The sequence below is a fragment of the Klebsiella sp. 1SOBk5mer genome (assembly GCF_046603115.1).
Taxonomy (GTDB): domain Bacteria; phylum Pseudomonadota; class Gammaproteobacteria; order Enterobacterales; family Enterobacteriaceae; genus Klebsiella; species Klebsiella quasipneumoniae.
The window spans coordinates 26511-40360 of sequence record NZ_JBKIUU010000018.1 but is presented as its reverse complement, the minus strand read 5'-3'; the positions used below and the strand labels follow the sequence as shown (position 1 = coordinate 40360).

Below are 13850 nucleotides of genomic sequence, written 5' to 3'. Positions count from 1 at the left end.
TAAGTAAACAGAGGGCAAACTGTTGCCCTCTGTTTCTACCACTCATTCTGTGCGCTGAATAGCTGGCTCAGCGACGCTCCTGGTTTGAACATCTGACCAGCGCATCCGCCCCCTGCGCGGCGAGGTGGCTCATTTCTTTTGTGACCCCTCCCGTTTTCAACCCTACCTGCTATGCTCCTTCTTTCCCTGTTCACAGGAGATCCCGATGCTGACTATCTGGGGCCGAAAAACTTCCTCTAACGTGCAGGCGCTGATGTGGTGTGTTGGCGAGCTTGGGCTGGACTATCTCCGCTTCGACGTGGGCCATCGCTATGGCGGTACCGACAGCGAGGCGTTTTATCAGCTCAATCCCAATCGTACGGTGCCAGTGCTGCAGGATGGCGATAATCCGCCGCTGTGGGAAACCGGCGCGATCCTTCGCTATTTAGCCAGTCGCTACGCCGACGACGCCTTCTGGCCGGGCGATCTGCTGGCTCGTACTGAGGTTGATCGCTGGGCCGAGTGGTCAAAGCAGAATATTGCCCTCGGCTTTACGGCGCCGGTGTTCTGGCGCGTGGTGCGCACGCCCGCCGCCGAGCGGGATCCGCAGGCCATCGCCGCGGCGGTGACGGCCCTGGAGCAAAAGCTGGCGATTGCCGAGGCACGTCTCGCCGGCAGTCGCTATCTGGTGGGCGATACGCTCACCCTGGCCGACATCCAGTTTGGTCATGTGCTGTACCGCTACTTTGCAATCGATATCCCCCGTCGTCCCCTCCCCCATCTTGCGGCCTATTATGCACGGCTAACCGCACGGCCCGCCTTTCGCCAACACGTCATGGTCAGCTACGACGAGCTGAAGGTCTGAAGATGGTCGGTAGCGCCTCCCGACGCTACCGACACGCTGGTTAACGCGCCATCAGGACAAACACGCCCCAGCCGAGATATTCCCGGGTCCAGGTGACATGGTGCAGCGGCGCGGTGGTCAACTGCTGGCGAACCTCCGGCGCGAAGTCATCGTGCGGATTGGCCTCCAGCCAGCGGCGCATCGTCAGCCATTTCGCCGCTTCATAACGATCCCAGCCCTCCTGGTCCGCCAGCACCATCTCCACTACGTCATAGCCCAGTTCGCCGAAGTGGGCGACCAGCGCCGGCAGCGTCAGGAAGTCGTCGGGAGAGTGCGCGCCGCAGGCAACCGCCTCTTCCGCCGTGGCGGGGCGTTTGCGCCACCATGGCTCGCCGATCAGCAGCATGCCGCCTGGATTAAGGCTCTGCTTCAGCAGCGCAATCGTGCCTGCCACGCCGCCGCCGATCCACGTTGCCCCCACGCAGGCGGCAATATCGCACGGCTGACTGGCGACATACCCGCTGGCATCCTGGTGCAAAAAGGTCACCCGGTCGCTCACCCCGAGCGCCTCTGCCCGGGCGGCCGCCTGCTGGCTGAACAGCAGGCTCATGTCCACCCCGGTGCCGACGATCTGATGATCGCGCGCCCAGCTACAGAGCATCTCTCCGGAGCCGCTGCCGAGGTCAAGAATGGAGGCGCCCGGCGCCATTCGCAGCGCCCGCCCCAGCGTGGCGTACTTTTCCGGGGTAAAAGGGTTATGAATACGGTGTTCGCTTTCACTGATAGTAAAAATGCGAGGGATATCGATCATGGTTTTTTCTCCTTGAGAGCCATACGCCCGGGCAGCGACCCTGCCCGGGTCGCTGTATCAGCGGTTGTCCGCCTGCGCGCGAACGTTGGTCAAACCGGTTGTGTTGATCCGGTACGGCTGGCCATTCACCGACTTAATCAGCTTTTTGGTTTTGAGCTTTTTGAAGACCGCGAGGGTGCAGTCGCTCAGCAACAGCCCTTCCCGGGTGTAGCATTCGACGGCGGTAATGCGGCCGGAGGTATCGCGGACGTGCGCAATACGGCCACCTTTGGCGAGTACGTGTAAGGTCCGTTGTTCCTGACGGGATAAATTCATACTGAAACCTGTTCATTATCATGTGCGAAAACATGCCTACACCCGCAGGTGTGTGCGTAAGGTTTAAGCGCAGCGATAATCAGTCCGGCCTGGGCAGGTCGGGAAGCTGATTATCTGATAATGACATTCTCCAGCATCGAAGCCTCGGTGAGCATTGAAAGGTATTTACCGGCTGAATGTTAACACCTTCATCTGGTAAGGGTATTGCACAGATTAAAAACTGTGATCGGCGTTATGATTTACCCTCAGCCTTCCCGGCATTTTGCCTTTTCCGCCACCCGCTTTGTTCCACAACGTTAACCACCGCCTTATCTCCCTCGCATTGTTAAATAATTGTTGTCAGATCACAAAATAGAAACAAAAAGGCCATTTCGTACGCACTTTATAAAAATGTAGATATTTTTAATTTATGGCTACGAAATGAACATCACCCTGACCTTCCATTCCATTGCGAGGAACGATCCTGATGAACGCCCTGACCGCAGTAAAACCGACATCCGCGCCGTTAGCTCAACACTTCCCTGGCTTTACCGTCGCCCCTTCCGCCCAGTCGCCGCACCTGCTGGAGCTCACCTTTTCCGCCGACACCACCGCCCAGTTTCTGCAGCAGGTCACGCAGTGGCCGGTGCAGGCGCTGGAGTACAAATCTTTCTTACGCTTTCAGGTGGGCAAGATCCTCGACGATCTGTGCGGCAACCAGCTGCAGCCGCTGCTGATCAAAACGCTGCTCGACCGCGCGGAAGGCGCGCTGCTGATCAACGGCGAAGGGATCGATCACGTCAGCCAGGCCGAGGAGATGGTCAAGCTGGCCACCGCCGTGGCGCACCTGATTGGCCGTTCCAATTTCGACGCCATGAGCGGCCAGTATTACGCCCGTTTCGTGGTGAAAAACGTCGATAACTCCGACAGCTATCTGCGCCAGCCGCACCGGGTGATGGAGCTGCACAACGACGGCACTTACGTCGAAGAGCAAACCGACTATGTGCTGATGATGAAGATCGACGAGCAGAACATGCAGGGCGGCAATTCCCTGCTGCTGCATCTCGACGACTGGGAGCACCTCGACGAATTCTTCCGCGACCCGCTCGCCCGCCGCCCGATGCGCTGGGCCGCGCCGCCGAGCAAAAACGTCAGCAAAGATGTCTTCCACCCGGTATTCGACGTCGACCAGCTGGGTCGCCCGGTGATGCGCTATATCGACCAGTTCGTCCAGCCGAAAGATTTCGAAGAAGGCACCTGGCTGAGCCGCCTCTCCGACGCGCTGGAGACCAGCAAAAACATTCTTTCTGTACCGGTTCCGGTAGGCAAATTTCTGTTGATAAACAACCTGTTCTGGCTGCACGGCCGCGATCGCTTTACGCCGCACCCGGACCTGCGCCGCGAGCTGATGCGCCAGCGCGGCTACTTTGCGTATTCCACGAATCATTACCAGACTCATCAATAAGGGTTTTCAGGCGAAGGAATTGAGCGGATGTATGATTTCGTGATTATCGGCGGCGGCATCATCGGCATGTCGACCGCCATGCAGTTAATTGAGATTTACCCGGACGCCCGCATTGCGCTGCTGGAAAAAGAGGCCGGCCCGGCCTGCCATCAGACCGGCCATAACAGCGGCGTGATCCACGCCGGGGTGTACTACACGCCCGGCAGCCTCAAGGCGCAGTTTTGCCTCGCCGGCAACCGCGCTACCAAGGCCTTTTGCGAGCAGAACGGCATCCGCTACGACGTCTGCGGCAAGATGCTGGTCGCCACCTCGCCGCTGGAGATGGAGCGGATGCGCGCCCTGTGGGATCGCACCGCCGCCAACGGCCTGCAGCGGGAATGGCTGAGCGCCGGGGAGCTGCGCGAGCGCGAACCGAACATCAGCGGACTCGGCGGGATCTTCGTCCCTTCCAGCGGCATCGTCAGCTACCGCGACGTGGCGGCGGCGATGGCGAAGAACTTCGAATCGAAAGGCGGCGCCATCGTCTACAACGCCGAAGTCAGCGCCCTGAAAGAACACGCCAGCGGCGTGGTCGTCCACACCCGCCAGGGCGGCGAGTATGAGGCCTCGACGCTGATTACCTGTTCCGGACTGATGGCCGATCGACTGGTGAAAATGCTCGGCGTCGATCCCGGGTTTATCATCTGCCCGTTCCGCGGGGAGTATTTCCAGCTCGCTCCGCAGCACAATCAGATCGTCAACCATCTGATCTATCCGATCCCCGATCCGGCGATGCCGTTCCTCGGCGTCCACCTGACCCGCATGATCGACGGCAGCGTCACCGTCGGCCCCAACGCCGTGCTGGCCCTGAAGCGCGAAGGCTATCGCAAGCGCGATATTTCGCTGGCCGATACCCTGGAGATCCTCACCTCGCCCGGCATTCGCCGGGTACTGCAAAACAACCTGCGCTCCGGGCTGGGCGAAATGAAAAATTCGCTGTGCCGAAGCGGCTATCTGCGGCTGGTGCAGAAATACTGCCCGAGCCTGACATTAAGCGATTTGCGCCCGTGGCCGGCCGGCGTGCGGGCGCAGGCGGTATCGCCGCAGGGCAAACTGATCGACGATTTTCTCTTCGTCACCACCGCGCGTTCCATTCACACCTGTAACGCGCCGTCACCCGCGGCGACGTCGGCTATCCCGATCGGCGCGCATATCGTCAGCAAGGTGCAGACCCTGCTGGCCAGCCAGAGCAATCCCGGACGCACGCTGCGTGCGGCACGTAGCGTGGAGACACTACACGCCGCTTTTACCCGTTAACCCCCTGAAGACAGGAAGCGATTATGCAACTCAACGATATGACTATGTTTCGCCAGCAGGCGCTGATTGATGGTCAGTGGCGCGATGCGCCCAACGGCGACGTGATTGCGGTGACCAACCCGGCCAACGGCGAGCAGCTCGGCAGCGTGCCGAAAATGGGCGCTGACGAAACCCGACAAGCGATCGAAGCCGCTAACCGCGCCCTTCCCGCCTGGCGCGCCCTCACAGCCAAAGAGCGGGCGAATATTCTGCGCCGCTGGTTCGATCTCATGCTGGAGAACCAGGACGATCTCGCCCGTCTGATGACCCTCGAGCAGGGGAAACCGCTGGCGGAAGCCAAAGGCGAAATCAGCTACGCCGCCTCCTTTATTGAATGGTTCGCCGAAGAAGGTAAACGCATTTACGGCGACACCATTCCGGGCCACCAGGCCGACAAGCGCCTGCTGGTGATTAAGCAGCCCATCGGCGTCACCGCCGCCATCACCCCGTGGAACTTCCCGGCGGCGATGATCACCCGCAAAGCGGGCCCGGCGCTGGCCGCGGGCTGCACCATGGTCCTGAAACCGGCCAGCCAGACGCCGTTTTCCGCGCTGGCGCTGGCCGAACTGGCGAATCGCGCCGGGATCCCCGCCGGGGTGTTCAACGTCGTCACCGGCTCAGCCGGCGCGGTCGGCGGCGAACTGACCAGCAACCCGCTGGTACGCAAGCTCTCCTTTACCGGCTCGACCGAGATTGGCCGCCAGCTGATGGAGCAGTGCGCGAAAGACATCAAAAAAGTCTCCCTGGAGCTGGGCGGCAACGCGCCGTTTATCGTCTTCGACGATGCCGATCTCGATAAAGCCGTCGAGGGGGCGCTGGCGTCGAAGTTCCGCAACGCCGGACAAACCTGCGTCTGCGCCAATCGCCTGTACGTCCAGGACGGGGTGTATGACCGTTTCGCCGAGAAGCTGCAGCAGGCGGTGGAAAAACTGCGCATCGGCGACGGCCTGCAGGAGGGCGTCACGACCGGCCCGCTGATCGACGAGAAAGCCGTCGCCAAAGTTGAAGAACACATTGCCGACGCCATCGCCAAAGGCGCAAAGGTGGTCACCGGCGGCAAACCGCACGCCCTGGGCGGCAACTTCTTCCAGCCCACCATCCTGGTCAACGTGCCCGACAGCGCCAAAGTGGCGAAAGAGGAGACCTTCGGCCCGCTGGCCCCGCTGTTCCGCTTTAAAGATGAAGCCGACGTCATTGCCCAGGCCAACGATACCGAGTTCGGTCTCGCCGCCTATTTCTACGCCCGCGATCTGAGCCGTGTGTTCCGCGTCGGCGAAGCGCTGGAGTACGGCATCATCGGCATCAATACCGGAATTATCTCCACCGAAGTCGCTCCGTTCGGCGGCGTTAAGGCCTCCGGCCTCGGCCGCGAAGGGTCGAAGTACGGTATCGAAGACTACTTAGAAATCAAATACATGTGTATTGGCCTTTAACAGGAGTGACGGATGAACAGCAATAAAGCAATGATGGCGCGTCGCAACGACGCGGTCCCGCGCGGCGTCGGCCAGATCCATCCTGTCTTCGCCGAGCGCGCGGAGAACTGCCGGGTGTGGGACGTCGAAGGGCGGGAATATCTCGATTTTGCCGGCGGTATCGCGGTGCTCAATACCGGCCACCTGCATCCGCAGATTGTCGCCGCCGTGGAGGACCAGCTGAAAAAGCTGTCCCATACCTGCTTCCAGGTGCTGGCCTACGAGCCCTACCTGGCGCTGTGCGAAAAGATGAACCAGAAGGTGCCTGGTGATTTCGCCAAGAAAACCCTGCTGGTGACCACCGGGTCGGAAGCGGTGGAGAACGCAGTGAAGATCGCCCGCGCGGCAACCGGGCGCAGCGGCGCGATCGCCTTCACCGGCGCCTATCACGGCCGCACTCACTACACCCTGTCGCTGACCGGTAAAGTGAATCCATACTCCGCCGGTATGGGCTTAATGCCGGGTCACGTCTATCGCGCCCTCTATCCGTGCGCGCTGCACGGCGTCAGCGATGAAGAGGCGATCGCCAGCATCCATCGTATCTTCAAAAACGATGCCGCGCCGGAAGATATCGCCGCCATCATTATCGAGCCGGTGCAGGGTGAAGGCGGATTCTATGCCGCCTCCCCGGCCTTTATGCAGCGCCTGCGCGCCCTGTGCGACGAGCACGGCATTATGCTCATCGCCGATGAAGTACAGAGCGGCGCGGGCCGCACCGGTACCCTGTTCGCCATGGAGCAGATGGGCGTCGCGGCGGATATCACCACCTTCGCCAAATCCATCGCCGGCGGTTTCCCGCTGGCGGGCGTCACCGGCCGCGCGGAGGTGATGGACGCCATCGCCCCGGGCGGACTGGGCGGCACCTACGCCGGCAACCCCATCGCCTGCGCCGCCGCCCTGGCGGTATTGCAGATTTTCGAGCAGGAGAATCTGCTGGAAAAAGCCAACCAGCTCGGCGATACCCTGCGCCAGGGCCTGCTGGCGATCGCTGAAGATCATCCGGAGATCGGCGACGTGCGCGGTCTGGGAGCGATGATCGCCATTGAGCTGTTTGAAGAGGGCGACCACAGCAGGCCGAACGCCAGGCTGACGGCGGATATTGTCGCCCGGGCGCGCGACAAAGGCCTGATCCTGCTCTCCTGCGGGCCGTACTACAACGTGCTGCGCATCCTGGTGCCGCTGACCATCGAAGAGGCGCAGATCGAGCAGGGGCTGAAGATCATCGCCGACTGCTTTACCGAGGCGAAACAGGCATAGCACACCAGACATGCGGACACGAAGTACGTTAGTAAGGGAATAAAGACGAGACCTGCAAAACAACAATAATACGCGTGCCCCGGCGCGGGAATGTCGGGGCGCTCTCCCAGGTGACACACTTCGAGAGGGTAAATGATGGGGCAACTGTCGCAATCACAGGATTTAGGGGCGGGGCTGAAGTCGCGCCACGTCACGATGTTATCTATCGCCGGGGTGATCGGCGCGAGTTTATTTGTCGGATCCAGCGTCGCCATTGCCGAGGCGGGCCCGGCGGTGCTGCTGGCCTATCTGTTTGCCGGGCTACTGGTGGTGATGATTATGCGTATGCTGGCCGAAATGGCGGTCGCCACGCCGGATACCGGCTCCTTTTCCACCTACGCCGATAAAGCCATCGGCCGTTGGGCGGGGTATACCATCGGCTGGCTGTACTGGTGGTTTTGGGTATTGGTTATTCCGCTGGAAGCCAATATCGCGGCGATTATTTTGCATTCATGGGTGCCGGGCGTCCCGGTGTGGTTGTTCTCTCTGGTCATCACCCTCGCCCTCACCGGCAGTAACCTGCTGAGCGTCAAAAACTACGGCGAATTCGAGTTCTGGCTGGCGCTGTGCAAAGTGGTCGCTATTCTGGCGTTTATCGTACTGGGCGCGGTCGCCATTACCGGCTTTTATCCGTATGCCGAGGTGAGCGGCATTTCGCGTCTGTGGGATCACGGCGGCTTTATGCCCAACGGCTTCGGCGCGGTGCTGAGCGCGATGCTGATCACCATGTTCTCGTTTATGGGCGCGGAGATTGTCACTATTGCCGCCGCCGAATCGGATACCCCGGATAAACATATCGTGCGCGCCACCAACTCGGTGATCTGGCGTATCTCTATTTTTTATCTGTGCTCGATCTTTATCGTCGTCGCCCTCATCCCATGGAATATGCCGGGGCTGAAGAGCATTGGCTCCTACCGCTCGGTGCTCGAGCTGCTGCATATTCCCTATGCCAAGCTGATTATGGACGGCGTGATCCTCCTGTCGGTCACCAGCTGTCTGAACTCGGCGCTGTATACCGCCTCGCGGATGCTCTACTCCCTGAGCCGCCGCGGCGATGCGCCGGCCTTCATGGGGCGGACCAACCGCAGCAAAACGCCGTACGTGGCGGTGCTCCTCTCCACCGGCGCGGCGTTCCTCACCGTGGTGGTGAACTACTACGCGCCTGCCAAGGTGTTTAAATTCCTCATCGACAGCTCCGGCGCCATCGCCCTGCTGGTCTATCTGGTGATCGCCGTTTCGCAACTGCGGATGCGTAAAATCCTTCAGGCGCAAGGCGGCGAGATCCGTCTCAGAATGTGGCTCTATCCGTACCTGACATGGCTGGTGATCGCCTTTATCACCTTCGTGCTGGTGGTGATGCTGTTCCGTCCGGCGCAGCAGCTGGAGGTGATCTCTACCGGCCTGTTAGCATTGGGAATTATTTGTACGGTACCGATTATGTCGCGCTGGAAAAAGCTGGTATTGTGGCAAAAACTGCCGCTGCAAAATACGCGTTAACCCTGTTCCCGGCCCCCGCCGGGAAGAGTATTCAGGAGTAAGATCATGACCGCCATTTCCCAGGCGACGGCCATTGACGGGTACCGTTGGTTAAAAAACGACATCATCCGCGGGGTCTACCAACCCGATGAGAAGCTGCGGATGAGCCTGTTGACCTCGCGCTATGCCCTGGGGGTCGGTCCGCTGCGCGAGGCGCTTTCGCAGCTGGTGGCCGAGCGGCTGGTGACGGTGGTCAATCAGAAAGGCTATCGGGTAGCGCCCATGTCGGAACAGGAGCTTCTCGATATCTTCGACGCGCGCGCCAACATGGAAGCCATGCTGGTGCGCCTCGCCATCGAGCGCGGCGGCGATGAGTGGGAGGCGGAGCTGCTGGCCCGCGCCCATCTGCTCAACAAGCTGGAGTCGTGCGAGGCAAGTGAGCGCTTACTCGATGAGTGGGACCAGCGCCACCAGGCGTTTCACACCGCCATCGTCGCCGGCTGCGGTTCGCAGTATCTGCTGCAAATGCGCGAGCGGCTCTTCGATCTGGCAGCCCGCTACCGTTTTATCTGGCTGCGCACCACCGTCCTGTCGGTGGAGATGCTGGAAGATAAGCATGTCCAGCATCAGACCCTGGTGGACGCTATTCTGGCGCGCGACGCCGAGCAGGCCAGCGCGCTGATGCGCGAGCACTTACTGACGCCGATCCCGATTATTCAGCAGGCGATGGCCGGCAAGCTGCAGCCGCAGGCAGTGTGAGTCAGGTGGCGGGGTGGAGAGTGCGGGTGGGCCGGCAAAGCCTTCGTCACGCTCCTCCACGCCGCACGGGCGTGGAGAAATCGTATCTGTAGATCAATCAGGCGCGCAGGCGAACCGGCTCGCTGAAATCGTCGGCCGGTTCCAGCTTCAGATTAAAGGTGGTCAGCAGCGCTGCGGCGCGCTCGTGAAACTCGCGCAGCGTTTTTTCCAGTCTGTCGCTCACTTCCGGGTCGTCAATGTCGACCGCCTGCCATGACCCTTCTTTATTGAACAGGCCAAACTGGTAGCTATAGGTGAAACGTGACTCTTGTGCTTCCATTTCCATCCACCAGCCCCAGAATTCACGCTTCTCCGGTGCGGGCTTAACGTTGACGCAAACTGCCAGGCAATCGAAAAAGAAACGGTTGTCATGGCACTGCTCTTCGCGAATGTAAGGCCCTAGCGCCGTGAATTTCTTGATCAACTTACTTTTCAGGTGTCCACTCGGTAACGTCATTGCGATCTCCTTTAGTGATGCAACTGTTTTACCAAACCAATAGAATTTAGCAATAAATTAACCAAATCTATGGTTGATCCAGCGGGCGATCTGTCGCAATGCGTGATCAAAATTGCGATACACCGGGTTAAACGGGATCTCCAGCAGTTTGCCATCGGCAGATGACGAGGTGATTAACCGCGACTCCTCTTCGGGGCTGAACGGATCGTCCTTCCAGAAGCCGGAAAGCATCGGCGTCGGGCAACGGCGTCCCAGCAGTCCCTGGGTTTTTAACGAGTAGCGGTTGAGCTCCACGCGCAGCGCTTCATCGGACGCGTCATGCATGCCCAGCCGCGAGGCCAGCACGTCGAGGTACATCTCCGGCACGCGCCCCTGATGCAGAGGATCCACCAGCAGACCGTGGACCACCGGCCCCAGACAGGCTACGGCCTTCAGCCGCTGCGGCTCCAGGTAACCGAGACGCACCGCGATATTGGCGCCAAAACGGAAGCCGAAGGCGGCGACCCGGGTATGGTCAATCCATGGCACATTTTCCAGATGGCGCAGCGCGTGCTGATGCAGCAGGCTGGTGTCCTGATTCAGCGTCCATTTTGACGAGAAGCCGATGGAGGGCATATCAATGGTCAGCATGGCAATGCCGAGCGGTGAGAAGTAGTTCTCATACAGGTTGTAATAATCCGTCTGCAGCGAGTCCAGCCCCCCACACATCAGCACCGTCGGAAACGGCCCCTCGCCTTTCGGCATATGCAAAAAGCCGGTTATCGGCGAACCGCCAGGGATGGTGAACTCCAGCTCGCGCAGGGCGCCAGGCAGTCGCTGGGCGGCCTCTTCATACGCCCGGTTGGCTAAAGCCTGCGCCTGTTCCGCCAGCTCATCGCCTTTAATATGCGGATAAGCGGCAATGCTGTACAGGTTCGAAGCATGCAGCCAGTGGCGGCCGCTCAGCAAAGGATCGGCTTCCTGGCCGGCCTTTTGCTGCCACTGCATCGCCTCTTTCGCCCACTCAAAGATCCAGTTGCCGCCGCGATAGCCGATGACGGTATCGAACAGCTCGGGATCCGTTCGTTCGGCCTCGCTCATCACAATGCGCGCTTGCACATCAAGGATCTCCTGCGGGGTTACGCCGCGCCAGATCCACATTAAGCGATTGATCAGACGGTACCAGTGTTCGACGTGATTGCCGCTCAGCGCTGACTGCATCGCCTGGGGTTTTCCGGCAGAAAACCGGCGCACCAGCGTAGAGGTTTCGGGATGTTTGAAGCGAGGTTTAAACAGCGTTTCGCTGAGGTTAGCCTGTGACATGTGCAGTCTCCGTCGTAGTGCCACTCCGGATATTGTAACCTGCTAGAGGATAAAAAAAACCACGCCCGGCAAGCCGGGCGTGGTAAATAGCACTGTCCTGAAGAATTAACGACCTGCGATAGGCGGTACAAACACCACGCCCATATCCCACGGCTGTTCAATCCAGGTATCCTGCGGAATATCAACTACGTAATCATCGACCAGCGGACGGCCTGCCGGCTTGGCGAAAATGGTGACGAAGTGCGCTTTGGGATACATTTCGCGGATCGCCACGGCGGTCCCGCCGGTATCCACCAGATCGTCGATAACGATAAAGCCTTCGCCATCGCCTTCCGCACGTTTCAGTACTTTCAGCTCGCGCTGGTTATCATGGTCGTAGCTGGAGATGCATACGGTATCAACATGACGAATGCCCAGTTCACGCGCCAGTAAGGCTCCCGGTACCAGTCCACCGCGGCTAACGGCAATAATGCCTTTCCATTGCTCAACCGGCAGCAGACGGCTGGCCAGTTTGCGGGCGTGAATCTGCAACATGTCCCAGGTGACGACGTATTTTTCGCTCATGTGAAGTGTCCCAGCCTGTGTAATACGGCTTAAATAATGTTCGAGGGGGAAAATGGTTGCGCGAGATTATAGAGATCTGACGCACTAAAAACCAGTGTTAAGCGGTTTGCGCAACGCTTTTTGCGTTGTTTACACTACCTGCGGCGGTGGAAAGTGGTATTCTCACCCCCATCGCGCAAGCCCGGGCTTGTTGTGTATTTTAACGCTAACCCTCGTCCTGCAACCGCTGTATGCAGGAGTCTGTAAGGAGACTTACCGTGTCTGAACTGTCTCAACTATCCCCGCAGCCGCTTTGGGATATTTTCGCCAAGATTTGCTCCATCCCGCACCCGTCCTATCACGAAGAACAGCTCGCCGAGCACATTATGGGTTGGGCAAAAGAAAAAGGCTTACACGCGGAACGCGACCAGGTTGGCAACATTCTGATTCGTAAAGGCGCGACTGCCGGTATGGAAAACCGTAAGCCGGTAGCGCTGCAGGCGCACCTCGATATGGTGCCGCAGAAAAATAACGACACCGTCCACGACTTCGCCAAAGATCCGATCCAGCCGTACATTGACGGCGAATGGGTGAAAGCGCGCGGCACCACGCTGGGCGCGGACAACGGTATCGGGATGGCGTCCGCACTGGCGGTACTGGCCGACGACAGCGTCGCTCACGGCCCGCTGGAAGTGCTGCTGACCATGACCGAAGAAGCCGGTATGGACGGCGCCTTCGGTCTGCAGGCCAACTGGCTGCAGGCCGATATCCTGATCAACACCGACTCCGAAGAAGAAGGCGAAATCTATATGGGTTGCGCCGGCGGGATCGATTTCACCTCTAACCTGGCGCTGACCCGCGAAGCGATTCCGGCCGGTTTCCTGAGCTTTAAAGTGACCTTAAAAGGGCTGAAGGGCGGCCACTCCGGCGGTGACATCCATCTCGGTCTGGGTAACGCCAACAAGCTGCTGTCGCGCTTCCTTGCCGGTCATGCCGATGAGCTGGATCTGCGTCTGGTCGATTTCAACGGCGGTACGTTGCGCAACGCCATCCCGCGCGAAGCGTACGCTACTGTCGCCGTCGCCGCGGATAAAGCCGATGCGCTGAAAGCGCTGGTGAATACTTACCAGGCGCTGCTGCAAAACGAGCTGGCGGCCAAAGAGAAGAACCTGGTGGTGCTCCTGGAAGCGGTAGAGAACGACAAAGCGGCGCTGACTCAGGCCTCCCGCGACGGTTTCATCCGCCTGCTGAATGCCACGCCGAACGGGGTTATCCGCAACTCTGACGTGGCGAAAGGCGTAGTAGAAACCTCGCTGAACGTCGGCGTCGTCACCATGACCGATGACAACGTGCAGATCCACTGCCTGATCCGCTCGCTGATCGACAGCGGCAAAGACTACGTGGTCAGCATGCTGGATTCTCTGGGTAAACTGGCGGGGGCGAAAACCGAAGCCAAAGGCGCTTACCCTGGCTGGCAGCCGGACGCCAACTCGCCGGTGATGCACCTGGTGCGCGAGACTTACCAGCGTCTGTTCAACAAGACGCCGAACATCCAGATCATCCACGCCGGCCTGGAATGCGGCCTGTTCAAAAAACCGTATCCGGAGATGGACATGGTCTCCATCGGGCCAACCATTACCGGTCCGCATTCCCCGGATGAGCAGGTCCATATCGAGAGCGTCGGCCAGTACTGGACGCTGCTGACCGAGCTGCTGAAAGCCATTCCGGCTAAATAAGCACCACAACCGGCGGCAGCCCGCCGCCGGTTTCTCCCCCTC

At 59.8% G+C, this 13850-nt stretch carries 13 protein-coding genes; 8 read left to right on the top strand and 5 right to left on the bottom strand.

Annotated elements, in window-relative coordinates; genetic code table 11:
• Positions 1-205: 205 nt before the first annotated feature.
• The gene (locus tag ACLH1U_RS24320) at positions 206-844 is read left to right on the top strand and encodes a glutathione S-transferase family protein (protein ID WP_085551916.1); all 639 of its coding nucleotides are present in this window, start codon (positions 206-208) and stop codon (positions 842-844) included.
• A 40-nt stretch (positions 845-884) separates the two neighbouring features.
• Here the strand turns inward: ACLH1U_RS24320 and ACLH1U_RS24315 are convergent, their stop codons facing one another.
• A complete protein-coding gene (locus ACLH1U_RS24315) occupies positions 885-1634 on the bottom strand; it encodes an SAM-dependent methyltransferase (RefSeq protein ID WP_032453047.1) in 750 nt (249 codons plus the stop codon).
• 57 nt (positions 1635-1691) lie between these two features.
• Positions 1692-1949: a YjhX family toxin gene (locus tag ACLH1U_RS24310; protein ID WP_032453046.1), complete on the bottom strand. Its 258-nt coding sequence runs from the start codon at positions 1947-1949 to the stop codon at positions 1692-1694.
• A gap of 466 nt (positions 1950-2415) precedes the next feature.
• Here ACLH1U_RS24310 and glaH point away from each other — a divergent pair, with 466 nt between their 5' ends.
• The 6 genes from glaH (at position 2416) to csiR (ending at position 9731) form a co-directional block, all read left to right on the top strand.
• Positions 2416-3393 (top strand): glutarate dioxygenase GlaH, encoded by a 978-nt coding sequence (glaH, locus tag ACLH1U_RS24305; RefSeq protein ID WP_373638404.1) that lies wholly within the window; start codon positions 2416-2418, stop codon positions 3391-3393.
• Between the two features lie 27 nt (positions 3394-3420).
• Positions 3421-4689: an L-2-hydroxyglutarate oxidase gene (gene lhgO, locus ACLH1U_RS24300; protein WP_048296770.1), complete on the top strand. Its 1269-nt coding sequence runs from the start codon at positions 3421-3423 to the stop codon at positions 4687-4689.
• Between the two features lie 23 nt (positions 4690-4712).
• Positions 4713-6161, top strand: coding sequence for an NADP-dependent succinate-semialdehyde dehydrogenase (gene gabD / locus ACLH1U_RS24295; protein ID WP_368764319.1), 1449 nt, complete (start codon positions 4713-4715; stop codon positions 6159-6161).
• Between the two features lie 12 nt (positions 6162-6173).
• Positions 6174-7457: a 4-aminobutyrate--2-oxoglutarate transaminase gene (gene gabT, locus ACLH1U_RS24290; RefSeq protein ID WP_023288515.1), complete on the top strand. Its 1284-nt coding sequence runs from the start codon at positions 6174-6176 to the stop codon at positions 7455-7457.
• A 135-nt stretch (positions 7458-7592) separates the two neighbouring features.
• A complete protein-coding gene (gene gabP, locus ACLH1U_RS24285; RefSeq protein WP_050533149.1) occupies positions 7593-8993 on the top strand; it encodes a GABA permease in 1401 nt (466 codons plus the stop codon).
• A 45-nt stretch (positions 8994-9038) separates the two neighbouring features.
• Positions 9039-9731 carry a DNA-binding transcriptional regulator CsiR gene (gene csiR / locus ACLH1U_RS24280; protein ID WP_023288513.1) on the top strand — a complete coding sequence of 231 codons (693 nt, stop codon included), beginning with the start codon at positions 9039-9041 and terminating at the stop codon, positions 9729-9731.
• Positions 9732-9828: 97 nt separating this feature from the next.
• Here csiR and crl read toward each other — a convergent pair whose 3' ends face one another.
• The 3 genes from crl to gpt form a co-directional block, all read right to left on the bottom strand.
• Positions 9829-10227 (bottom strand): sigma factor-binding protein Crl, encoded by a 399-nt coding sequence (crl, locus tag ACLH1U_RS24275; RefSeq protein ID WP_002889793.1) that lies wholly within the window; start codon positions 10225-10227, stop codon positions 9829-9831.
• Positions 10228-10284: 57 nt separating this feature from the next.
• Positions 10285-11529, bottom strand: coding sequence for an esterase FrsA (frsA, locus tag ACLH1U_RS24270; protein ID WP_023288512.1), 1245 nt, complete (start codon positions 11527-11529; stop codon positions 10285-10287).
• Between the two features lie 105 nt (positions 11530-11634).
• Positions 11635-12093 carry a xanthine phosphoribosyltransferase gene (gene gpt / locus ACLH1U_RS24265; protein ID WP_002889733.1) on the bottom strand — a complete coding sequence of 153 codons (459 nt, stop codon included), beginning with the start codon at positions 12091-12093 and terminating at the stop codon, positions 11635-11637.
• A gap of 257 nt (positions 12094-12350) precedes the next feature.
• Here gpt and pepD point away from each other — a divergent pair, with 257 nt between their 5' ends.
• Positions 12351-13808 carry a cytosol nonspecific dipeptidase gene (gene pepD, locus ACLH1U_RS24260; protein ID WP_374014332.1) on the top strand — a complete coding sequence of 486 codons (1458 nt, stop codon included), beginning with the start codon at positions 12351-12353 and terminating at the stop codon, positions 13806-13808.
• The last annotated feature ends 42 nt before the right edge of the window (positions 13809-13850 follow it).

Coding starts and splice junctions, on each gene's coding strand:
- ACLH1U_RS24320 (WP_085551916.1), top strand. CDS start 206: ATGCTGACTATCTGGGGCCGAAAAACTTCCTCTAACGTGCAGGCGCTG.
- ACLH1U_RS24315 (WP_032453047.1), bottom strand. CDS start 1,634: ATGATCGATATCCCTCGCATTTTTACTATCAGTGAAAGCGAACACCGT.
- ACLH1U_RS24310 (WP_032453046.1), bottom strand. CDS start 1,949: ATGAATTTATCCCGTCAGGAACAACGGACCTTACACGTACTCGCCAAA.
- glaH (WP_373638404.1), top strand. CDS start 2,416: ATGAACGCCCTGACCGCAGTAAAACCGACATCCGCGCCGTTAGCTCAA.
- lhgO (WP_048296770.1), top strand. CDS start 3,421: ATGTATGATTTCGTGATTATCGGCGGCGGCATCATCGGCATGTCGACC.
- gabD (WP_368764319.1), top strand. CDS start 4,713: ATGCAACTCAACGATATGACTATGTTTCGCCAGCAGGCGCTGATTGAT.
- gabT (WP_023288515.1), top strand. CDS start 6,174: ATGAACAGCAATAAAGCAATGATGGCGCGTCGCAACGACGCGGTCCCG.
- gabP (WP_050533149.1), top strand. CDS start 7,593: ATGGGGCAACTGTCGCAATCACAGGATTTAGGGGCGGGGCTGAAGTCG.
- csiR (WP_023288513.1), top strand. CDS start 9,039: ATGACCGCCATTTCCCAGGCGACGGCCATTGACGGGTACCGTTGGTTA.
- crl (WP_002889793.1), bottom strand. CDS start 10,227: ATGACGTTACCGAGTGGACACCTGAAAAGTAAGTTGATCAAGAAATTC.
- frsA (WP_023288512.1), bottom strand. CDS start 11,529: ATGTCACAGGCTAACCTCAGCGAAACGCTGTTTAAACCTCGCTTCAAA.
- gpt (WP_002889733.1), bottom strand. CDS start 12,093: ATGAGCGAAAAATACGTCGTCACCTGGGACATGTTGCAGATTCACGCC.